This window comes from Streptomyces sp. G5(2025) (genome assembly GCF_049542075.1).
Lineage (GTDB): Bacteria > Actinomycetota > Actinomycetes > Streptomycetales > Streptomycetaceae > Streptomyces.
The window spans coordinates 1,436,119-1,457,972 of sequence record NZ_JBMUZT010000002.1 but is presented as its reverse complement, the minus strand read 5'-3'; the positions used below and the strand labels follow the sequence as shown (position 1 = coordinate 1,457,972).

General features: G+C 74.5%; 10 protein-coding genes and 3 pseudogenes. 5 read left to right on the top strand and 8 right to left on the bottom strand.

The window, feature by feature from the left end; genetic code table 11:
• Positions 1 to 21 precede the first annotated feature (21 nt).
• The 7 genes and pseudogenes from ACOBQB_RS06915 to ACOBQB_RS06885 form a co-directional block, all read right to left on the bottom strand.
• Positions 22 to 1,983, bottom strand: coding sequence for an Hsp70 family protein (locus ACOBQB_RS06915; RefSeq protein ID WP_423589609.1), 1,962 nt, complete (start codon positions 1,981 to 1,983; stop codon positions 22 to 24).
• A pseudogene (locus ACOBQB_RS06910) lies at positions 1,980 to 4,123 on the bottom strand (Hsp70 family protein). Before ACOBQB_RS06910 ends, ACOBQB_RS06915 begins: the two are co-directional and overlap by 4 nt.
• A complete protein-coding gene (locus ACOBQB_RS06905) occupies positions 4,120 to 4,581 on the bottom strand; it encodes a nucleotide exchange factor GrpE (RefSeq protein ID WP_423589607.1) in 462 nt (153 codons plus the stop codon). Before ACOBQB_RS06905 ends, ACOBQB_RS06910 begins: the two are co-directional and overlap by 4 nt.
• Positions 4,574 to 4,951 (bottom strand): hypothetical protein, encoded by a 378-nt coding sequence (locus tag ACOBQB_RS06900; protein WP_423589605.1) that lies wholly within the window; start codon positions 4,949 to 4,951, stop codon positions 4,574 to 4,576. Before ACOBQB_RS06900 ends, ACOBQB_RS06905 begins: the two co-directional genes overlap by 8 nt.
• Positions 4,948 to 11,409 (bottom strand): CHAT domain-containing protein, encoded by a 6,462-nt coding sequence (locus tag ACOBQB_RS06895; protein WP_423589603.1) that lies wholly within the window; start codon positions 11,407 to 11,409, stop codon positions 4,948 to 4,950. Before ACOBQB_RS06895 ends, ACOBQB_RS06900 begins: the two co-directional genes overlap by 4 nt.
• Positions 11,382 to 13,382: a hypothetical protein gene (locus ACOBQB_RS06890; RefSeq protein ID WP_423589601.1), complete on the bottom strand. Its 2,001-nt coding sequence runs from the start codon at positions 13,380 to 13,382 to the stop codon at positions 11,382 to 11,384. The genes ACOBQB_RS06895 and ACOBQB_RS06890 overlap by 28 nt, the downstream gene beginning before the upstream one ends.
• Before the next feature lie 801 nt (positions 13,383 to 14,183).
• Positions 14,184 to 14,663: a hypothetical protein gene (locus ACOBQB_RS06885; RefSeq protein ID WP_423589599.1), complete on the bottom strand. Its 480-nt coding sequence runs from the start codon at positions 14,661 to 14,663 to the stop codon at positions 14,184 to 14,186.
• A 213-nt stretch (positions 14,664 to 14,876) separates the two neighbouring features.
• Here ACOBQB_RS06885 and cyc2 point away from each other — a divergent pair, with 213 nt between their 5' ends.
• The 5 genes and pseudogenes from cyc2 to ACOBQB_RS06860 form a co-directional block, all read left to right on the top strand.
• Positions 14,877 to 17,042 carry a germacradienol/geosmin synthase Cyc2 gene (gene cyc2 / locus ACOBQB_RS06880; RefSeq protein ID WP_423589597.1) on the top strand — a complete coding sequence of 722 codons (2,166 nt, stop codon included), beginning with the start codon at positions 14,877 to 14,879 and terminating at the stop codon, positions 17,040 to 17,042.
• Positions 17,043 to 17,195: 153 nt separating this feature from the next.
• The gene (gene phsA, locus ACOBQB_RS06875; protein ID WP_423589595.1) at positions 17,196 to 19,193 is read left to right on the top strand and encodes an O-aminophenol oxidase PhsA; all 1,998 of its coding nucleotides are present in this window, start codon (positions 17,196 to 17,198) and stop codon (positions 19,191 to 19,193) included.
• 178 nt (positions 19,194 to 19,371) lie between these two features.
• Positions 19,372 to 20,235, top strand: coding sequence for a PDZ domain-containing protein (locus ACOBQB_RS06870; protein ID WP_423589593.1), 864 nt, complete (start codon positions 19,372 to 19,374; stop codon positions 20,233 to 20,235).
• 102 nt (positions 20,236 to 20,337) lie between these two features.
• A pseudogene (locus ACOBQB_RS06865) lies at positions 20,338 to 20,669 on the top strand (hypothetical protein); the annotation flags it as partial.
• Positions 20,658 to 20,816: pseudogene (locus ACOBQB_RS06860) on the top strand (M24 family metallopeptidase); the annotation flags it as partial. The pseudogenes ACOBQB_RS06865 and ACOBQB_RS06860, both read left to right, overlap by 12 nt.
• A gap of 18 nt (positions 20,817 to 20,834) precedes the next feature.
• Here ACOBQB_RS06860 and ACOBQB_RS06855 read toward each other — a convergent pair.
• Positions 20,835 to 21,848 (bottom strand): aldo/keto reductase, encoded by a 1,014-nt coding sequence (locus tag ACOBQB_RS06855; protein ID WP_423589591.1) that lies wholly within the window; start codon positions 21,846 to 21,848, stop codon positions 20,835 to 20,837.
• Positions 21,849 to 21,854 lie beyond the last annotated feature (6 nt).

The window sequence follows — 21,854 nt, the reverse complement described above, 5'->3', positions numbered from 1 at the left end:
CGGGGCCGGGCTGCGGGTCCTCTACCCGAGGACGTCACCCCTGCCCCGCCGGTTCCTGCCGTCACGGTTCAGTCGCCGCAACAGCGCCTCGGCGTCGGCGTGTTCAGGGTCCCACGTCAGGCACTTCCCCAGGGCCTCGACGGCCTCATCCCGCTCACCGCGCCGGTCCAGCTCCACGGCGTGCCGGTAGGTCCGCTCGGCGAGCAGGCCGCGCACGCGGACGTTCGTCGGGTCGTGGTTGTACGCGCAGTTGAGCCACCGCTCGGCGTCGGCGAAGTGCTCGGGGGACATGTCGGCCATCGCGGCCACGCAGTGCACGTCGATCATCGCGTCCAGCATGTCGGCGCCGGCCGGCCTGGTCGCCGCGTCCTGCCAGGCGACGTGCGCGGCCTGCACCGCGTGGTCGTACCGGCCGAGGGACAACAGCGCCTGGGCGCGGGCGAGTTGGCGCTGCGAGGCGTAGTCGAGCACCGGGGCGGGCGCGGGCTCCGGGGCGGGCGGCTCCGGCAGTGCGGTGGCGGGGCGGGGCGCGGGCGGGTCCGGCCGGTCCAGGTCGTCGAGCAGCTCCCGCGCCTCGGCGATGATCTCGCGGAGCAGGGCGGCGGCCGTCTCCCGGTGTCCCTGACGGACGAGCAGCCGCGCCCGCTCGACGTCGCGGCCGCCGCCGAGGGACTCCCGGTCGGCGCGCGCTTCGAGCAGCGCCACGGCCTCGCGGGGGTCACGCGCGGCCCCGAAGGCAGGAGCGGCGGCGCCCGCAGCCGGTGCGGGGCCCCCGTCCTGTCCGGCCACCGCTTCGGCGCCCACCAGTGTCGCGGTGAGCGGCGGCGCGTCCGAGAGGGTGTCCTGGGAGGCCGTGGCCGGTTCCAGCGGGCCCTCCTCCAGGGCCGAGGGGCCCGAGGACGCCGCGCCGCCCGCCAGCCGCACCGCGTGCTTCAACGCGCCGAGCGCCAGCAGCCCGGGCGGTGCCAGGACGCTCCGGCCACCGAGCCCCTCGACCCGCGAACGCACCTGGTCCATCCGGGTGTTGCCGCCCACCAGCAGCACCGTGTCGATGTCCTCGGTCCGCATCCCCGCCTGGTCGAGCAGCGTCCGCGCCCGGTCGAGCGTGCGCCGCACATGCCGGTCCAGGTACGCGTCGAGGTCGTGCCGCGCGATCCGCATCCACAGCGGGGGCCCCGCCCCGAGCTCCAGGTCGAGCAGCGCCGCCTCCGGACCGCCCGCCGACCCGAGCGCCTCCCGCGCCTCCTGCCCGCGCGCGCGAAGCCTCAGCCACATGGCCGCGTCGAGCTCTTCGACCGAGCCCGGACCGCGGTGCCTGCGCAGCAGCCTGACCGCCGACGACAACAGCTCCGCGTCGAACGCGCGACCGCCCGACGTGGCCCCGCCCTCGTAACCCAGCGAGCGGAAATGGCCGCGCACGCTGCGGACCAGGCCGAGCTCGAACCCCTCGTACCCCATGCCGTACACCAGGAACGTGCCGCTGTCCCGCTCCGTCGTGTGGCCGATCACCGCGGCCATGGAGTCGCTGACGAGCCGCGCGGGATCGAGCCCCGCCTCGCGCGCCGCGTCCCGCAGCGCCGCCCGCTGCGCCGAGCCGAACCGCGCGGGCACGCTGATCACGGTCTGCGTCACCCGCCCCGGCGCCGCCGCCTCCACGCGCTCCCGCAGGGACCGCAGCAGACGCACCACGAGCCGGTCCGCCTCGACCGCCGGCGAGCTGGGCGTGCCGCCCGCCCGCACCGGACGCCCGCTGCCCAGACGGCTCTTGAGGCTGGGAAAGGCCACCGGCAGCTCGCCGGTCACGGCAGGCTCGCACAGGAGCCACGGCCCGTACCCGGCCCCCACCTCCAGGCGCCGCCCCGGCCGGTCCTGCCGAGCGAAGAGCGCCCGCAGCCCGGTGGCACCGAAGTCGATCCCGAGACTGACGGGGGCCGGACCCGACGCGGGGCGCTCCTCGCGGTCGTCCTGCCGCTCCCGTGTCATCCGCCGGCCGTCTCGTCCGCGAACCGCAGGATGCCCTCGTAGTCCGGCTTGTCGGGGAGCGTCGGCACGGCACGCTCGGACTGGGCGACCGCCACCAGGTTCACGAGGTTGCGCGCCTGCTGGGCGGTCTGGACGCGGTTGCCCTGCCGGTGGGCCTGCTTGACGTACTCGACCGCCTCGTTGATCTGCCGGACCGTCTCCGGTGGCGCGCCCTCCGAGGCCAGCTCGGCCTGGCGGAACTGGCTCGCCAGACCGCACTGGCGGTACATGTCGTCGAGCAGCAGCTCGGTCAGGCGCTTGTACTCGCCGCTGTCGCCCATCGCCACCGCCCGCTGCGCCTGCTCGATGTCGCGGCGCACCTTCATCGCCTGCACCGGCTCGATGTAGGGCCCGTACCGCTTCAGGAAGTGGTCGGCCTCCCGCTCGGCGAACGCCAGCTGCTCGCGCAGGACCGCGCTGTCCACCAGCTCCTCCACCGGCTCGGGCGGCGGGGTGCGCGGCTTCTCCCGGTTGGGCGTGGCCTCCAGGACCATGTCGGTGCCGCGCACGCTGATCCTCACCGTGATGATGCGGTCCGCCGAGTAGTTGAAGGAGACGTCCACCTGGCGGTTGACCTCGATCTCCTGCGGCAGCTCGAACTCCACCACGCCCTGCTCGTGGTTCTCGCTCGCCACCTTGCTGTCGCCCTCGTACACCGGCACCCGGATGCGGCGGCTGTCCGTCGCGTGGAAGGTGCGCTGGCGCGGCTCGGAGAGCGGGTACGGCGAGCCCGCCTCGATGATCTCGACGAACACGTCGCGCTGGCTGCCCTTGATCGCGGCGATGCCCATCGCCATGGGCGTCGACTCGTACAGGCCCGTGTCGCCCTTGGACCGCCCGTCGGCCAGGCTCCGGCCGCACGCCACGCAGGCGCTCGCCCCGTATTCGTTGACCTTCGCGCACTCCGGGTCCGAGCACTCCACGCCGCGCAGCGTCTCGGCGAGGACGCCCGCGCCGAACGCGACACACTCCATGGGGTTGATGTTCCTGCGGACCTTGTCCGCGCCGAAGAACGCCTCGACCGCCTCGTACACGGGCCGCGTGAGCGTGCCGCCGCCCACCAGGAGGACGTCCGAGATGTCGTCCGTGGACAGTTCGTACCGCGCGAGGGTCTCCTGGACGAGTGACATGGTCCGGCCGACCAGCGGCGCGATCATGGCGTTGAACTCGACGCGCGTCAGCTTCATCTCGACGTCGATGACACCGTCCGCGCCCCGGTACGCCGCCGGGATCACGATGTACGTCTCCTCCATGTCGTTCAGCTCCCGCTTGGCGCGCTCGGCGGCCTTCTTCGCGTGGAAGAGGAACGCCTTGTCACCGGCCGGGTCCACGCGGTGCTGCTCACGCATCCACGCGATGATGTGCTCCACGATCGCGAGGTCGAAGTCGTCGCCGCCCAGCCAGATGTCGCCCGCCGAGCGCAGCACCTGGAACTGGCTGCGGCCCTCCTGGTCCTTGACGGCGTTCAGGACGGAGATGTCGAACGTGCCGCCGCCGAGGTCGTAGACGAGGACCCGGCTGCGCGCCCCGCCGGGCTTGTGCAGGCCGAAGGCGACCGCGGCGGCCGTCGGCTCGTCCACGATCTTCTTCACCACCAGGCCCGCCTTCTCGGCGGCCTCACGCGTGGCGGCGCGCTGCGCGTCACGGAAGTAGGCGGGCACGGTGATCACGGCGTGCGTCACCGGCTCGCCGAGGGTGCGCGAGGCGTCCCTGACCAGCTTGTCCAGGATCACGCTGGAGATCTCGGCGGGGGTGCGGGCCCGGCCGCCGAGCATCACATGCGCGCGGGGTCCGTCTCGGGGCCCGCGACGATCTCGTAACTCATCCGGTCGCGCGCCTGGACCACGGAGGCGTCGGCGAAGTCCCGCCCCATCAGGCGCTTCACGGAGGCGATGGTCTCCTTGGGCTGCATGATCGCCCAGTTCAGCGCGTCCTCGCCGACCAGCGGCTGGTTTTTGCCGTCCCGGTGCGCGATGCCGACGACCGACGGGGTGAGCCGCTCGCCCTTGCTGTTGGTGAGCACCGCGATGTCCGCGCGGTGCGGATCGTGGGCGGCGACCGCGCTGTTGGTGGTGCCGAGGTCGATGCCGATGGCCTTCATTCCCGCTCCGTCCGTTGCTCCGTGCCGTGTTTCACCGTGTCGCCGTCCACCGTGTCGCCGTCCACGGCGACGACCACCCGGGCGGCGCGCAGCACGTGCCCCCGGTATCGATACCCGCGCTGGAGAATCTCAAGGACCTCGTCGGCACCGGCGCCGGGAGGCGCGGGGCGCACCTCGGCCACGTGGTGCGTCGCCGGCTCCGCCCGCTCCCCGACCCGCCCGACCCCTTCCATTCCCTCCTCGGCCAGCGCCGCTTCCAGCTGCCCGGCGATCAGCGTGAGGCTTCCGCGGTACGTCCGGACGTCGCTCGCCGCGCCGTCCGCGAGGAGCCGGTCGAAGGAGTCAAGGACGTCGGCGAAGCGCAGCAACAGCCGTTCGGTCAGGGCCTGATGGGCCGCGTCGCGGGCGGCCAGGTCGCGGGCGTGCTCGTAGGCGAGCCGTGCCGTCGGATCAGACATCGAAGCGGATCAGGTCGTCCAGGAGCCGCGTGGTGGCCTCCGGAAGCGGGGTGGGCGGTACGCCGCTCGGCTCGTCCACGGGCATCGGTGGCTGAAGCGTGACCAACAGCCGTTCGAACTCGGCCGCGGCGCCCGGAAGTTCAGCGGCCAGGTCCACGTCGTACAGGAGCAGGTCGACGAGCAGCCTGCGGCGTACGCCGCGCAGCTCGTCCCACGCCTGCTGGGTGACCGGCGTCATCAGATGCCGGGCGAGCAGTTCGAAGGAGACGTCCCGCATGTCGGCGTGCGTCGTCCAGGGGGTCACACCGGCCGGGGCGAGCGCGTCATAGGGGAAGGGGCCCTCCCAGCTCGCGTCGGGGTCCTTGATCACGCGACACTGCCTCCTGCTTCGGTCTCGGGGGTTCCTCGCGGGGTCGTGCTCCGTGCTCGGTCGGGCCTCAGCTCGGCCAGCCAGCGGCGCGCCGCGTCGAGGAGGGCCTGCCTGATCCGGCTGTCGGTGGGTTCGGCGCGGGTGGCGCGGATCAGATGGTGCAGCGCCCACAGGATCTCCCCGCCGCGCAGCGCCCGCTCCGCCTTGGCCGTCAACTCCGCGGCCCAGAACGGCAGATCGTCGTCGTCCGGTGGCGTCTCCTGGCCGTCGCTGCGGATCAAATCACCCATGCCCCCGACGCCGAGATGCCGGGTGATGAGCTTCTCCATCTCGTCGAGCGCCTCGCCGAGCGTCTCGCGGTAACGGTGCGTCAGGGCCTGCCCGAGGCCGACGTCAAGCAGGTCGAGCGCCTCATGGAGCAGCTCCAGACGTGCGGGCACCTCGTACGTCCGCTCGTCCAGGGTGAACACGAGGGCCCGCGCGAGGTTGTCGCGGGCGTGGCTCGACTCCGGGTTGAGGGCGAGCGCGCGGCGCAGGTCGGCCTCCGCGCCGTACACGTCGGAGCGCATGCCGTGCTTGGTGCGGGTGTAGCCGCGCCACACGCCCCGCATGGACAGCAACGCCGACAGCCTCGCGTGCAGTTGGCCGAGCAGCTCACGGTCGAGGGGGTGCAGCACGGCCGTGGCGGACTCGACGAGCGTGACGGCCTCGTCCAGACAGGGGCCGAGCTGCACGCCGTCCTCCCCGGTGAGAGCCTCGACCCGGCCGAGGACCGTGCGGATCACGGCCTTCTTCGAGCGGGCCTGCATCCCGGCGTCGCGGGACACCCGCACCAGTTCCCGCCAGTGCCCGAGGGCCTCGTCCAGCCCGCCGTCGCCCCGCGTCAGCGCGGCCTTCGCCAGCGCGAGGCGGACGTGCACGGCCAGTTCGACGCCGTCCTGGAGCAGGCGGGCGTGCCGGCGCGGCAGCTGTACGTACGCGGGGTTGCGCAGCAGGAAGTCCTGGCAGTACGCGCACTCTTCAGCGTGCCCGGCGGCCGAGGCGGGGCCCGCGCAGTCCTTCGGCAGGGTGCTCAGCGTGCGCAGCGCGGGCAGGGCGCGCAGGGCGTGGCCGAACTTGCGCACCTCCGACAGGGCGAAGCCGCGTGCCAGCTCCGAGAAGGCCCAGCGCAGCTCACGCACCGCGTACTCGCCGGGATCCTTGCCCCGCTGGGCCGCCGCGTCGAGGCTCGCGACGAGCTCACCAAGGGGTTCCTGGAGGCGCAGCAGCCGCAGATAGCGCGGCCCGCAGGCCAGCGTGGCGCCCGCGCCCGGCACGGACGGCAGGCCGCCCACGTCCTTCAGTACGCGGGCACCGCCCAGCTCCGATTCCAGGAGCCCCGCCAACGCCCGGTAGGAAGCGGCCTGTTGGGGCTGGTCCTGCTCGGTGTGCCGCTGCTCGAAGGCCGACAGCTGGCCGAAGAGGTGCTGGCTCAGCTCCCAGCGCAGTGACGCCATGTCCTCGTGGGTGAGGTCCCGTTCGTAGCAGGCGGCACGTTCGGCGCGCCAGCCGTCCCAGTACTCGTCGTCGCTCAGCAGCGTCGCCCAGTACGCGAGCGCCGCCTCCCAGGCACTCACCGCGTGCTCCCACGCGCCGGTCTGCTCCAGCTCCTGCGCCTGCCACAGCCGGGCCGCGGCCAGGCCGTGCACCACGGCCATGTCACCGGGCGCCTGCTTCAGGCGCCGCTCCCACTCGGTCGCGGCGGCCTCGCGGTCCCGCGCGAGGAGCAGCAGCAGCGGGGCGTCGCGCGGGAAGCGCTCGCACAGGGCGTCCAGGAGGCCGGGCCCCTCGTCCGGGGAGAGCCCGGCGAGGGCGTCGCGCAGGGCTTCGCGGGAGTGCCACCGGTAGAGCAGGGCGTCGAGCCGCAACCGCCTGCCCGGCAGCCGCAGCCGCTCCAGGGCAACGCGCTCGTGCCAGGACATGGAACCGCGCTCCAGCAGCGCGTACGAGGCGTTCTTCACCACGTCCATGGAGGCGCCGGGGTCGACGCCGGCGTCCCGCAGGGCGAGGTAGGGGAAGGCCTGGTCGCGCAGCGCGAACGGGTCGGCGACCAGGGGGGCGCTGATGATGCCGTCCGCCCAGGGGAGCAGCGCGAGGAGCCGCCGCAGCCTGCGGCACCGCACGTCGGCGCGGCCCAGCACGCCGCGGGCCCGCTCGTACGCGGCGACGGCCGCGCTCCACTTGCCCGCGGACTCCAGCAACCGCCCCTGGGCATAAGCCAAATGGGCGTCGGCGTCCCGGTACCCCGGGCACCCCCGGAAGGCGTCGGCGGCCCGCTGCCACTCCTGGTGCGCGTCGGCGAGGCGTCCGCGCGCGTAGGCGGCGACGGCGGACGCGTCCCGGTACGCCCCGAGCGCGTCGGCCTCGGCGACGACACAGGCCCAGTCCCCCTCCGCCTCGGCGAGCCGCACCCGCGCGTACCGCCCCCGGGTGGCGACGCCGACGTCGACGCCGACGTCCATGCCATGGCCTTCCGCCCGCTCCAACGCCTCATACGCCCCCACGACCCGCCGCCAGGCCTCACCTCCCTCGGCCCCGTCCTCGTCGATACGGGCCCGCACATACCGCCGCCGCGTGCCGACGTCGGCCCACCGCTCGTCCATGACCTGATAGAGACGGAGCGCGTCCGTCCAGCGGCCGGCCAGTTCGTGGGCGCGGGCGAGGGCGTAACGGTAGAGGTGGGTGGCTTCGTCGAGGGGGGTGCGGCCGGGGGCGGGGTCGAGTGGCGTGGGGTCGGAGTCTCCGCCGGGGTCGGTGTCGGGCGTGGCGTGCGGGTCGCGGTCGGGGCCGGATGCGGCGTGCGGGCCCCCGGTGGGGCCGGTGCCGGACGTGGCGTGCGGGCTGTGGGCGGGGGTGGGGCTCGGGTACCTGGCGGGGGCGACGCCGCGGCCGGCGTTCGGAGTGCCCCGGAGGCCGGTGCCGGACGTGGCGTGCTGGTTGCGGTCGGGTGCGGAAGGCGGAGTGAGGTCCGGGCCCTTGCCCGGGCCGGTGTCGCGGGCGAGGTCGGGGGCTCTGCCGGGTGCGGTGCCGCGCTTGGCGCCCGGGGCCCGGTCGGTGTCGGGTGTCGAGTCCGGGCCCCTGCCGGGTGCGGTGTGGCGTGTCAGGCCCGGGGCCACATCGTCGTCGGTGGCGGGTGTGGTGTGCTGGTCGTGGTTGGAGGCGGGGCTCGGGCTCCTGCCGGGTCCGGTGCCGCGCTTGGCGCCCGGGGCCCGGTCGGTGTCGGGTGCCGAGTCCGGGCCCCTGCCGGGTGCGGTGTGGCGTGTCAGGCCCGGGGCCACATCGTCGTCGGTGGCGGGTGTGGTGTGCTGGTCGTGGTGGGAGGCGGGGCTCGGGCTCCTGCCGGGTGCGGTGTCGTGTCCGGCGTCCGGGGCATCGCCGCGGCCTGTGGCGTCCGGGTCGTCGGGGGCCGGGTCGGGCGTGGCCCCCAGGCCGTCACCCGGCGCCGGTTCGCGGCTCGCGGGCGGCAAGTCCGGCGGGCCGTCCGGGAAAGCGCGGGCGTGGATCTCGCACGCCGACGCCCAGTCCCCCGCCGCTTCCGCCTGGCGGCCCTCCGCCTTGCGGCGCAGCGCGGCCACGGCTCCCTCGCGGGCCGCGTCCGGGACTCCGGTGAGCAGGCTCAGCACCGCGGGCCAGTCGGCGCGCAGATCGGCGGCGACGCGCGCGCGTGCGTAACGGCGCCGGACACCCACCTCGCCGTCCGCGTAGGTGTCGGGCAGTCGCCCGAAACCGTCGATGACGCCGGTCCACTCGCCCCGCTCGTCGGCGGCCCGCCCCCGGGAGTACAGCACCCGGTCCGGTACGTCCGCCAACTCCGAGGGCAGCCCCGCGAAGTGCGCGAGCGCCTCGGCCCAGCGGCCCCGCTCCTGGCAGAGGCGGCCCAGGGCGTACACCCGGAGGTGGGGCGCGTCGCCGGTGGGCCCGGGGCCGTGCCCCTCGGTGGCCTCCCCGAACGCCTCCGCCGCCCCCGCCCAGTCACCCGCGCTCGCCGCCAACTGGCCCTGTACGTACAGGAGGAGCACTCCGGCCGCGCGGTAGCCCGGCGGCAAGAGCGTCACGTGGCCGAGCGCCGTCGGCCAGTCGGCGGACTCCGCCGCGCGGAGCGCCGCCTCGTACACGCGGTGCCGCAGCTCCCCGAGCAACGGTTCCGTGTCCCAGCCCCGCGCGGCCGCCGCCGACACAGAGGTGAGCGCCTCGACGACGTCACCGGCGTCCGCCGCGCCGCGCCCTCGCGCGTAAAGGTGCCGTACGCCACTGTCGAGGAAGCCGTCCGCCGCCGCGTACCCCTCCGCCGCCGCGCCCCACGCACCGTCCGCCTCCGCCGCCCGTCCCGCCGCGTACGCGCCCCACGCGCCCCGCTCGGGCCCCGCCTGAGTGAACGCCTCCCGGGCGGCCGGCCAGTCCCCGTCCCGCGCCGCCGCCCGGCCCCGCGCGTACGCCGCCCGCGCCGCCGCGTCCGCCAGCTCCGCGCACGCCGCGTACGCGGACTCCGCCGCCTGCCAGTCCTCGGCCGCCTCGGCGGCGCGCCCCTCGGTGTACGAGGCCCACGCCGTGGCCGCCCCGTGCCCCGGACGCAGCGCGAGGACCGCGCCGTAGGCACGGCCGGCCGTGGCCCAGTCGCCCGCCCGCCGTGCCCGCTCCGCGGCCTCGCAGGTCCGGGCCACGTGGAGTTCGTCCCGGGCGGCGGCCAGCCTCTCCGTCACGTCCCGCAACCCGGCGGGCCGCGCGGCGAGCACCTCCTCGTAACGGCTGATGGCGGTGGCCCAGTCGGCCGACGCCTCGGCGGCCCGCGCCTGCCCGACGAGCGCGGCCAGCCGCTCCAGCTCGGCCACCTCCGCCGCGAGGCAGTCAGGGACGGGGACCGGCAACCGCGACGCGACGACGGCGAGTTGAGCCGCCGCGCCCGCCGTGTCCCGCTCCCCGGCGAGCAGCTCGCACAGCTTCTCGACCTCGGGCCAGGCCAGCTCGAAGGCGGCCTCGGCGCACATCCGGCGCTGCTCGTCGGCGTAACTCCGGGTCGGCGTCCGCAGAATCCGCTGCACCTGCGACCAGTGCCCGAGGTCCCGCTGAAAACGTGCCGCGCCGATCAGGACGGCCGACCCGACGTGACCGACAGGGCTCTGGAACGTCCGCAGCGCGTCCGCGCCCTCCCGCAGCGGGTCCGCCACCGCCCCGGGGCCGACATCGTCGTCCCGCACCTCGCGCGCCTTGAACAGCCAGCCATGCCGGCACTCCTCGTGCAGGAACAGCGCGGGCGTCGCCCACTCCACCGCCGTGTGGTCCGGCTGGTGGGAGAGGTGCAGCCGCGCGGCGGCCATGGACTCGTCGACGGTCCTGTTCGCCGCGATGCCCTTCAGGAGTTCGGGACTGAAGGCCCCTGCCGACGCGTCGCTGACCATCCCGCGCATCGCCACCACCGCGGGCACGCCTCCACCGATCAGCGCCTGCGCGACCCCGGAGAAGGGTTCGAGAGGCGAACTGTCCGCCCCGAAACAGAGGTTGAGGGCGACCAGACGCAGCCGCCGCGCCTTCAGGAGTATCCCGCTGAGCAGATCCGCGGGCACCCGGTCGACGCCGCCGCTCTCCGTCTCCAGGGCCACCACGCCCTTGCCGATCTCGTGGTCGTACGCCCCGTGCGCGATCAGCACGACGGCCGTGGGAAGGTCGGGGTGCGCGGCGAGCGCCGCCTCCAGGTTCGCGCGCGTGGCCCGCTCCACCACCGTGGTCTGCACGGCGACTTCGGGCAGGTGGTGGCGGAGGGCGGCCACCTCGGACGCGACGCGCAGCGGGGCCGGACCGGCGGGCGAGGCGCAGGCCACGAGGAGCCGGATCAGGCTCGGCTCGTCCGCGGCGTCGGGCAGCCGCTGCCCCAGCGGCCCGCCCGGCAGTGAACGCACGAGCGAATAGCCGTGGTTGAGGGCGAGCGACTGCTGCGGGCTGCCGGGCGGCGCGCAGAGCGCCTCCAGCGGCAGGTCGCGCAGTTCGGGCGGCAGATCGAAGCGGAGACGGAGCCCGCGCGGTGGCCGCATCCGCTGGGCACGGTCGAGCGCGGCGTCGACACAGGCCCCGACACGCGGACCGATCCCCTCACCCGCCGCGCCGCAGCCCGTGCCGCTCTGCGCGACCTCCGGAGCCTTCCCCTCGCCGTCGAACAGCAGCCTGAACACCCCGCGGCCGAGCTCGCGCAGCTGCCGCACGGTGTGCTGTTCGCCCATCGGCGCGAGTGCCAGCTCCGCCGTGATCAGCCGCTCCCACTGTTCACGCAACGCCGCCGGTTCCCCGCCGACCGCGATGATCTCGGCGGCGCTCGCCGGGCCGTTGGCCGTCACGAGATAGCGGGCGGCGCCGACGCGGCGGACCCGGATGCGCAGTTCCTCGTAGGCGAGCACGGCCGTCACTGCCCGCTCTCGTCGGGCTGCCACATGACGTGGTCGAGATCGGCGACCGCGGCCTCCCGCTGCTCCACCAGGTCGGGGTCGTCGGGAAAGTGCGCCAGCGCGGCGGAGAGCTGGTCGACGGCCTCGCGCAGCGTGTCCCGCGCACCGGCCAGGCTGCCCGAGCTCCAGCGCGCCGCGGCGAGCCCGCGCAGCACGACACCCAGGCTGACCTGCGCCCGCAGCAGGTGCGGATTGAACGCGACCGAGCGGCGCAGATCGGCGGCGGGCTCGTCGAGCAACGCCTTTGGGTCGTTGGCCACGGAGATGCCGCGGTCCGCGAGCACGCGCGCCAACTGCCCCTCCAACCGCCCGCGTTCATTGGCGCCGATCACCGAACGCGCCGTCTCCAGGGTGGACACGGCGAGGCTGAGCCGTCCCGCACGGTGCGCCGCGCGCGCCGCGCCGAGCGCCATGTCGACGATGGCGGTCTGCGTCTCGCGGTACCGCTCCAGCTCCCGGCTGTGGACCAGGGCCCGCCGCCAGTACGTGGCCGCCGCCCTGAAGTCCGGCCGTAGGGCGGCCAGTTCGGCCCGGCCCATGCTGAGCCGCGCCTCCAGGGCCAGGCCACGCGCGTCGAGGGACAGCCTGCGGTGCTTGTCCGGGAGCCCGGCGTACCCGGGATTCAGCTCGTCGAAGCGCGCGCACTTTGGCTCACACACGGCCGCCGCCCCCGGCCCGCCGCGCCCCGCCCGGCACGCGGGGCAGCGCAGCTCGGAGAGCGCGGCGAGGGCATCGCCCGGTTTGTCCAGGCCCAACAGCAGTTGCGCGAGGCCGAGTTCGGAGAAGGCGTATGTGAGGGAGGAGTACGTCAGGGAGGAGTACGTCGATGAAGGCCCGGAGGCCGGGTCGGCGGCACCGGACAGGCGGCCGGGCCCGGCGGCGGCCTGGAGGACGCGGGCCTCATGGGCGGCGGCGAACGCCCCGAACTCCGCCGCCCTGCCCAGCTCCGCGATGCGCAGCGGCCCGCAGAACAACGGCACCCCACCGCCTTGGGCCGAGGGAAAGCCGCCGAGGGCGGCGAGCAGCTTCGCGGCGTCGGCCTCACGCCGGAGCAGCGGCCCCGGAGCGACGCGCGTACCGGCGTCGTCATCGGGCATGCGCCGCTCCAGCGCCTCGCGCAGCCCCGCCCGCAGCACGGGTACGAGCGACGCCTCCACGGCCACGCCGTACCGCCGGGCGGCGCCCGCCAGGACCCGCTCCCAGAACCCCGCGTCGTGCAGCAGGGCCGCCCAGGCGGCGACGCACCGCTCCCACCCCGAACCGCTGTCCCTGTCCGGCGAGTTGAGCAGGGCGAGCGCCAGGGCGTGGGTGACCCGGTGGTCGGCGGGATCGTGCCGGGCGGCCTCGGTGAGCAACTCCAGGGCGGCCTCGCGCCGTCCACCGCGGACGAGGACGACGGCGGCCAGCGGGGCGAAGGGGCCCGGCTCCCGGTCGAGCCGCCGAGCCGCGTCGATCAACGCCCCGGCCCGCGCCCAAGCGGCATGCTCCCGGACCTCGGGGCCGCCGCACGCTCGGGGTCCGCCCGCACCGCCGCCGTGCCGCCCGCGCTCGACACCCATCAGCCCCGTGACCGCGGCCTTGCGCAGCCGCAGCGCCACCTCGCGCGCGGGGCGGCCCGAGAGCGCGGCGAGGACCCAGCGGGCCTCGTCGTCCAACGGGGCGACGCGCGACGCGGCGCGCAGGTCACCGAGGGCGGCCTCCCGATCGCCCGCGCGGGCGTGGACGTAGGCGCGTTGCACCAGGCTGCGGCGGTGCGGAACGGCGCAGGCGAGTGCCGCGGTGAGGTGGCTCCGCGCGGCGGCGAGGTCCCCGCGGTGCGCGGCCGCGCAGCCCAGCCAGTGCAGCGGCCCCGCGGCGCCGGGCCGCAGCCGCCGCGCCCGCCCGAACTCCGCCACCGCCGCGTCGACCTCCCCGTCGGCGAGCCGCACCCGCCCGACACCGGTCCGGGCCCACGCCACGATCCGCCGCGCGGCCTCTTCGAAGCCGGGGCGGGGGCCGGTGGCCGGCCCGGGGCCGGAGTCGGAGCCGGAGCTGAGCCGGGGGCCGACGGGAGGTCCGGGGCTGGAGTCGGAGCTGAGCCGGGGGCCGACGGGAGGTCCGGGGCTGGAGTCGGAGCCGGGCCCAGGACCGGTGGCAGGTCCAGGGCTGGAGTCGAGGTCGGCGGTCGGGCCAGGGACCGGGCCAGGGCCGCCGTCCCGCCCGGCCTCCTCACTCAGGCCAGTGCCTTCGCCCCCGGCGCCACGGAAGTCACCCTCGCCCGCACCGGCACAGCCATCCCCACCGCTCCCTGCTCCGGCCGACACGGAACCTGAAACCGAGGCTGGAACAGCCCCCAGACCCGACCCCGGCTCCGACCCCGGCTCCGACCCCGACCCCGGCTCCGACCCCGACCCCGGCTCCGACCCCGACCCCGGCTCCGACCCCGACCCCGGCTCCGACCCCGATCCCGGCTCCGACCCCGATCCCGGCTCCGACCCCGATCCCGGCTCCGACCCCGACCCCGGCTCCAACCCCAACCCCAGCCCCGGAGCCGCCCCCACCTCCACCTCCACCCCCACCGCCCCGCCCGACACCAACACCAGCGCCTCCCGGAAGCACTCCTCCGCCGCCCGGCCGTCCCCCGCGCCAGCGCCGACTCCCCGTCGGCGCACGCCCGTTCGGCGCGGCCCAGCTCCGTGTCCGCGGCGTCCGCGGTCTGCGCAGTCACAGTCAGCCCCCGATCCGCGGCGAACGCCCCGCCGCGTCCTCCTGCCGGCGCGTCAGCCGGCGGCCTCGTCAAGGACCGAGCGCCAACGGCCCTGGGCGCGGTCGTAGTGCAGTGGCCCCACCGTGTACCGCGTCAGGTCAAGACCGACGAGCAGTTCGTACGCCTCCGCGGGCAGGTCGGGCTCCAGCACGACGCTCACCCCGCCCGCCGGGTCCTGGAGCACCAGGGGCCGGGCCCCGCCCCCCGCGGGAGACCCCGGGCGCGCTGTCCTTCGTACGACCGCTTTGAACGCGGTGTACGCGTCCTTGACCGCCTCCGCGCCGAGCCCGCTGAGGAACGCCTGGAGCGGCAGGGACGCCAGGACGATCCACGGGACGTCGGCCGCCCCGCGATGGGCGAGGGCGCGGCGGACGCGGACCGGCGGGGCGCCGAGCCCGTCGAGCGCGGCGACCAGCTCCCGGCCGAGGTCCTCGGGGACCTCGTGGTCGAGGAGCAGCTCCGCTCGCAGCGGCGCGTCGAGCGCATCGGTCATGGAGGTGGTTCCTTCCGGGGCGGTGGTCCGCAGCCTAGAGGCGTGAGCCGTGCGCAGGCGGGGAAACCGGTGATTCAGTGAGGCGCATCCCGGCCGCCGCCCTCGCCTCCGTGCGCCCTCTTCGCGCCCCCGGTGCGCCCCCGGTTCACGCGATGGTGCGATCATCTGCGGCCGTCCGGATGACGGCGCAGGGACACGGGTAGGGCGGGGGCCATGACGCAGCCGTTCGAACTGCCGCACTTCTACATGCCGTATCCCGCGCGGCTCAACCCGCACCTGGAGGAGGCGCGCGCGCACTCCTCGCGGTGGGCGCGCGACATGGGCATGCTGGAGGGCTCCGGCATCTGGGAGCAGAGCGACCTCGACGCGCACGACTACGGCCTGTTGTGCGCGTACACCCACCCCGACTGCGACGGCCCGGCGCTGTCGCTGATCACCGACTGGTACGTGTGGGTCTTCTTCTTCGACGACCACTTCCTGGACATGTACAAACGCACCCAGGACCGGGCAGCCGGCAAGGCCCACCTCGACCGGCTGCCCCTCTTCATGCCCATGGACCTCGCGACGCCCGTGCCCGAGCCGCGCAACCCCGTCGAGGCGGGTCTCGCGGACCTGTGGGCGCGCACGGTGCCCGCGATGTCCGCCGACTGGCGCCGCCGCTTCGCGCAGTCCACCGAGCACCTCCTCAACGAGTCCCTGTGGGAGCTGTCCAACATCAACGAAGGGCGGGTCGCCAACCCCGTCGAGTACATCGAGATGCGCCGCAAGGTCGGCGGTGCCCCCTGGTCCGCGGGGCTCGTGGAGTACGCGACCGCCGAAGTGCCCGCCGCCGTCGCCGGGACCCGGCCGCTGCGCGTGCTCATGGAGACGTTCTCCGACGGCGTCCACCTGCGCAACGACCTTTTCTCGTACCAGCGTGAGGTACAGGACGAGGGCGAGCTGAGCAACGGCGTGCTCGTCCTGGAGACCTTCTTCGGCTGCACGACCCAGCAGGCCGCCGACACCGTCAACGACATCCTGACCTCCCGCCTGCACCAGTTCGAACACACGGCGGTCACCGAAGTGCCCGCCCTCGCCCTGGAGAAGGGGCTCACCCCGTCCGAGGTCGCCGCTGTCGCCGCGTACGCCCGAGGGCTCCAGGACTGGCAGTCGGGCGGCCACGAATGGCACCTGCGTTCCAGCCGGTACATGAACGAGGGCGCGCTCGCCACGTCACCGCTCGCCGGGCCCACCGGCCTCGGCACGTCCGCCGCCGACGTGGGCGCGCTGCTCGCGGCCGCCGGGGCGGGCCGGCTGCGCGCCTTCACCCACGTCCCGTACCAGAAGGTCGGTCCCTCGCTCCTGCCCGACTTCCTCATGCCGTTCCCGCTGCGGCTCAACCCGCACCTGGACGCGGCGCGGCCCCGGCTCACCGCCTGGTCGCACGCGATGGGCATCCTGGAGGAGGGCGTCTGGGACGAGGACAAACTCGACGCGTACGACCTTCCGCTGTGCGCGGCAGGCATCGGCCCGGACGGCACGGCGGAGGCCCTCGACCTCAGCTCGCAGTGGCTGGCCTGGGGCACCTACGGCGACGACTACTACCCCCTGGTCTTCGGCCACCGCCGTGACTTCGCCGCCGCGAGGCTCTGCACGGAGCGGCTCGCCGGGTGCATGCCGATCGAGGGCGCGCCGGCCACCGTGCCCGCCAACGGCATGGAGCGCGCTCTCGCCGACCTGTGGACGCGCACCACCCGGGACATGACCCCGGAGCAGCGGCGCACCACACGGAACACCGTGGTGGTCATGACGGAGAGCTGGCTGTGGGAGCTGGCCAACCAGCTCCAGAACCGCATCCCCGACCCGGTCGACTACCTGGAGATGCGCCGCGCCACCTTCGGCTCCGAACTCACCATGAGCCTGTGCCGCATGGGCCACGGCCCCGCCGTGCCCCCGGAGGTCTACCGCAGCGGCCCGGTCCGCTCCCTGGAGAACGCGGCGATGGACTACGCGATGCTCCTGAACGACGTCTTCTCGTACCAGAAGGAGATCGAGTACGAGGGCGAGGTCCACAACGGCATCCTGGTCGTGCAGAACTTCTTCGGCTGCGACTACCCGACCGGGCTCGGCATCATCCACGACCTGATGACACAGCGCATGCGGCAGTTCCAGCACGTGGCCGAGCACGAGTTCCCCGTCCTGTACGAGGACTTCGGGCTGTCCGCCGAGGGGCGCGCCGTCATGGACGGCTACGTGGAGGAGCTCCAGAACTGGCTGGCGGGCATCCTGAACTGGCACAGCGGCTGCCGCCGGTACGGCGCCGAGGACCTGGCGAGGCGGGCGCACGGCTTCTTGCCGGACCGGGCGCCGGGCGTTCCCTCGATCGCCGGGCTGCGCTGACGCGCTCCCCTCCCCGCCCGGACGGTCTCGTTCGGGGGATTTATCCGGAATGCTGGATTCGTGGAACCCTCGTGACGTGTCGGGAGTCCTCTTGAGTGAAGGCGGCCTGCGACCGGGCCGCGACATGGGGGAAGAACACGGGGGTGTTCGATCTTGACCGACATCATCGAGCGTGTCACGAACCGGCTGCCGGACGAAGCACCGGACGAAGCACCGGGCGACGCACCGGAAGTCCTGTCGGAGGCCGCGGCCGCGGCCTCCGACAGGACTTCCGTCAGGGATGGCGAACTGGAGCCGTTCGTGGCGCCGTTGACCGTCCCGCCCGTCCTGCGTCCCGACTCCGCCGACGTGCGCGAGGAGACGGAGATCGCGCTGCGGCCGACCTGGGTGCGCCTGCACCCGCAGCTGCCGCCGACCCTGATGTGGGGGTACGACGGCTCGGTGCCGGGGCCCACCATCGAGGCGCGGCGCGGGCAGCGCGTCCGTATCGCCTGGACCAACCGCATCCCGGACGGCAGCGAGTATCCGGTCACGGCCGTCGAGGTCCCGCGCGGCGACCCGCGCAAGGACCCGCCGCCCAGCACCGAGCCCGGCCGCGCGGGTGTCCCGCCGAACAAGGACGTGGCGGCACTGCCCGCCTGGTCGGTGACGCATCTGCACGGCGCGCAGACGGGCGGCGGCAACGACGGCTGGGCGGACAACGCCGTGGGTTTCGGCGACGCCCAGCTCTCCGAATACCCGAACGACCACCAGGCGGTCCAGTGGTGGTACCACGACCACGCCATGAACATCACCCGGTGGAACGTCTTCGCGGGCCTGTACGGCACCTACCTCGTCCGGGACGACGAGGAGGACGCGCTGCAACTCCCCTCGGGCGAGCGGGAGATACCGCTGCTGCTCGCCGACCGCAACCTCGACACGGACGACGACGGCCGGCTCAACGGCCGCCTCCTGCACAAGACCGTCATCGTCGACCCGAAGAACCCTGAGAACGCCGCGGCGGGCAAGCCGGTCTCCCTGCCCTTCACAGGCCCCTACACCACGGTCAACGGCCGCATCTGGCCGTACGCGGACGTCGCCCCGGCCTGGCACCGCTTCCGCCTGGTCAACGCGTCGAACGCGCGCACCTACGACCTGGTCCTGATCGACGAGGACGACAACCCCGTACAGGGCGTCCTGCACCAGATCGGCAGCGACGGCGGCCTCCTGCCGCGCCCCGTGCCGGTCGACTTCGAGGGAGCGCTGCCCGCCCTCACCGTCGCGCCCGCCGAGCGCATGGACCTCCTCATCGACTTCCGGGGACTCGCGGGTCAGCGGCTGCGCCTTGTCAACAAGGGGCGCGGCCAGGCGCCCGGCGTGCCGGACGCGGCCAATGATGTGCGGTATCCGCAGGTCATGGAGTTCCGCGTGGGGGAGTGCGCCGAGCCGGACACCTTCGAACTGCCGGAGGTCCTCTCGGGTTCGTTCCGCCCGCTGACGCACGACATCGAGCACGGCCACCGGCTGATCGTGCTGACGCCGCCCGCCACCAAGGGCGGCGGCGGCCATCCGGAGATCTGGGAGATGGCCGAGGTCGAGGAGCCGGGTGACTTCCGTGTCCCGACCGAGGGGATCATCCAGGTGCGCGGCGAGGACGGGAAGACCAAGACCTACCGCCGGACCGCCCGCACCTTCAACGACGGCCTGGGCTTCACCATCGCCGAGGGCAGCCACGAGCAGTGGAGCTTCCTCAACCTCGCGGTGAACCCGCCCGTGCTCCACCCGATGCACATCCACCTGGCGGACTTCCAGATCCTCGGCCGGGACGCGTACGACGTATCGGGCTTCGACGTCACCCTCGGCGGCACCCGCGCCCCGGTCGCCTTCGACCCGAAGACAGACATCCCACTGGCCCCGAACGAGCGAGGCTGGAAGGACGTCTTTCGGGTGCCGGGTGGGCAGATGCTGCGGGTCATGGGCAAGTTCGACGGCGCGTACGGCCGCTTCATGTACCACTGCCACCTGTTGGAGCACGAGGACATGGGCATGATGCGGCCCTTCGTGGTGATGCCGAAGGAGGCGCTGAAGTTCGACCACGGGGCGGGCCACGGCGGCGGTCACGGTAACCATGGGCGCCCTGACGCGTCAGGCTCCGGCGGGCACGCGCGCTAGTTCCACGTGCCGCGCGGCGGCCCGCGCCGGTGCCCGCACGACGGGGCGGGGGCGCGAGCCGTCGCGGGCCCGCCGCCGCGCTCGGCGCACAGCCGGACCTCATGCGTCCCTGACGTCACCCATTCGTGAGGCATCGTCGCCGGGGCACGCCGGGTAGAGCTGGGGCCGGAGGCGAGCCATGGATCAGAGCACGTTGCGTCCCAAGCCGCTGCCGGGCCGGGGCACCGGCGGTGGCAGCGGTGAGAGCCCCGGCCAGAGCCCGTGCCGGGACCCTGAGGACCACCCCGACACGAGCGGCCGGCCGCGCACCGAGAGGCGCCGCGGCAGGCGGCCGGCGGCTGTGCTGTCCGGCGTTCTGCTGGCGGTGCTCCTGGTGCTCTCCGGGATCGGCATCGGCACCGTGGGCAAGACAGTCGCGGGGGTGAGCGCGTTCACGGAGATGCGGCGGCCGACGCCCTCGCCGGACGCGGCCCAGCCGCTCGTGAACGACGACGCCCCGGCCCGGCAGCCCGAGGCCCCGAAGCCGGGTGCCGGCATCCCTGGCGCTCCGAAGCCGGGCGCTGCGCATTCTCATACTCCTCGCGCTCCGAAGCCGGGCGCTGCGAGCCCTGGTGCTGCGACGCCGGGTGCTGCGAACTCCGGTGTTCCGAAGCCGGGCGCTGTGAACCCCGGTGCTCCGCGGCATGGCGCCGCCAAGCCCGTGGCTTTGCCGCCCGCGGCGTCGAAGTCCGGCCGCGTGCAGCCCGCCGGGGCCGCCACCCTGGGCGTCGAGGCCGTCGACGCGCCCGCCGGCCCGGGCGGCAGGCGGGGCAGCGCCGTGGGCGCCCTGATCGTCGGCGTGCACATGCCCGGCCCCGGCCACTCGGCGGGCCTCGTGCGCGGCGACACCGTGCTCAGGTTCGGCCGGACCCGCGTCGGCTCGGCGGCCGATCTGGCCTCGGCGGTCGCCGCCGCGCGCCCCGGCAAGGAGGTCACCCTGACGGTGCGCCACAAGGACGGCACCCGCCAGACCCTTCCCACCCGGCCGGGCGTCGTGACGTGACCCCATCGACCCCACCGACCCCATCGACCCCATCGACCCCATCGACCCCACCGACCCCATCGGGACCGAGGGCCCTCGGAGCCGCCCCCCTACGCCCCCGGAATCGGGCTCGCCCCCCGGTCCCCGGCGGGGGGGGATGCTCGCGTAGCCAAGAGAAGGCCCCATGAGCACCGCGCCCCGGCCCACCTCGCTCCCACCCCCTTCACCGCCGACGACTGCAAGGCCCGTACGGAACGCGCCGCGGCGTCCGCCACCGACGCCGGGCTCGCGGGCGTTCTCGTCGCGCCGGGACCCGGCCTCGTCCGGCTCACCGGCTACCGGCCGACGGCGCTCACCGAGCGCCTGACCGTCCTCGTGCCGGCCGCCGGGCAGGCCCCCGTGCTCGTCGTGCCACCCTGGAGGCCCCTGGCGCGGGGCGGGCCGTCGAGCAGCCGCTCGTGCCGGGCATGTGCTTCTCCGCAGAGCGCGGCATCTACCTGCCCGGCCGCCTCAGCGTGCGCATCGAGGACATCGTGACCGCCACCGACGCCGGCGTACGGCGCCTCAACGGCACCGCCCGCGAGATGGCGATCGTCGGCTGAGACCCACTCCGGCAACCGTCAGGCGAAGTCCGTGCGGGGCCCAGTGCGCGGCTCGCGACCCGGATAGTAGGCCAGGACGTCGTACGGATACGGCAGCGGCCGCGCGCTCGCCGATGTCAGCCGCTCCTGCTGCTCGGGCGTCAACTCCCAGTCCACGCAGCCGAGATTGTCGGTCAGCTGTTCCACGGACCGCGCCCCCACGATCGGCGCGGTCACCCCCGGCCGCTGGAGCAGCCACCGCAGCGCCACCTGCGACGGCGGGCGGCCCGCCTCCTCGGCGACCGCGAGCAGCGCGTCGACGACCCGCCAGGTCTCCTCGGTGTCCCGCTGCCGCCAGGCGCCCGACCCCCGCGCCCCCTCCGGCGGCGCCGCCATGCCGCGCCGGAACTTGCCCGTCAGCCAGCCGCCCTGCAACGGGCTGTACGGGATGACGCCGACGCCCTCCGCCGCGCTGAGCGGCAGCAGCTCCCACTCGCTCTCGCGCGCCAGGAGGTTGTACAGCGGTTGCAGACAGCAGTACGGCTCCCAGTCGCGCGCCCGCGCCACGTCCAGGGCCTTCTGGAGCTGGGCGGGGGAGTGGTTGCTCGCCCCCAGGTAGCGCACCTTGCCCGCCTTCACGAGGGTGTCCAGGGTGGACAGCGTCTCCTCGACCGGCGTCGTCGCGTCCCAGACGTGGGTCTGGTAGAGGTCGATGTACTCGGTGCCCAGACGGCGCAGACTCGCGTCCACCGCCGACAGGATGTGCTTGCGGCTCAGCCCGCCCGCGTTCGGCGCCTCGCCCATCGTGCTGAACACCTTGGTGGCGATGACGAGTTCGTCCCTGCGGCGGCTCTTCAGCCAGCGGCCGAGGATCTCCTCCGACACCCCGCGCCCGTACATGTCGGCGGTGTCGATGAACGTGCCGCCCGCCTCGGTGAACGCGTCCAGCATGCGGTGCGACGTCGTTTCGTCCGCGCCGCTGCCGAACATCATCGCCCCGAAGCACAGCTCGCTGACGCGCAGCCCGGTCCGGCCGAGAAAACGCTGCTTCATGGTCTG

Excerpts from the sequence above, each read along its gene's own strand:
- ACOBQB_RS06915 (WP_423589609.1), bottom strand. The coding sequence starts at position 1,983 with ATGACACGGGAGCGGCAGGACGACCGCGAGGAGCGCCCCGCGTCGGGT.
- ACOBQB_RS06905 (WP_423589607.1), bottom strand. The coding sequence starts at position 4,581 with ATGTCTGATCCGACGGCACGGCTCGCCTACGAGCACGCCCGCGACCTG.
- ACOBQB_RS06885 (WP_423589599.1), bottom strand. The coding sequence starts at position 14,663 with ATGACCGATGCGCTCGACGCGCCGCTGCGAGCGGAGCTGCTCCTCGAC.
- cyc2 (WP_423589597.1), top strand. The coding sequence starts at position 14,877 with ATGACGCAGCCGTTCGAACTGCCGCACTTCTACATGCCGTATCCCGCG.
- ACOBQB_RS06870 (WP_423589593.1), top strand. The coding sequence starts at position 19,372 with ATGGATCAGAGCACGTTGCGTCCCAAGCCGCTGCCGGGCCGGGGCACC.
- ACOBQB_RS06855 (WP_423589591.1), bottom strand. The coding sequence starts at position 21,848 with ATGAAGCAGCGTTTTCTCGGCCGGACCGGGCTGCGCGTCAGCGAGCTG.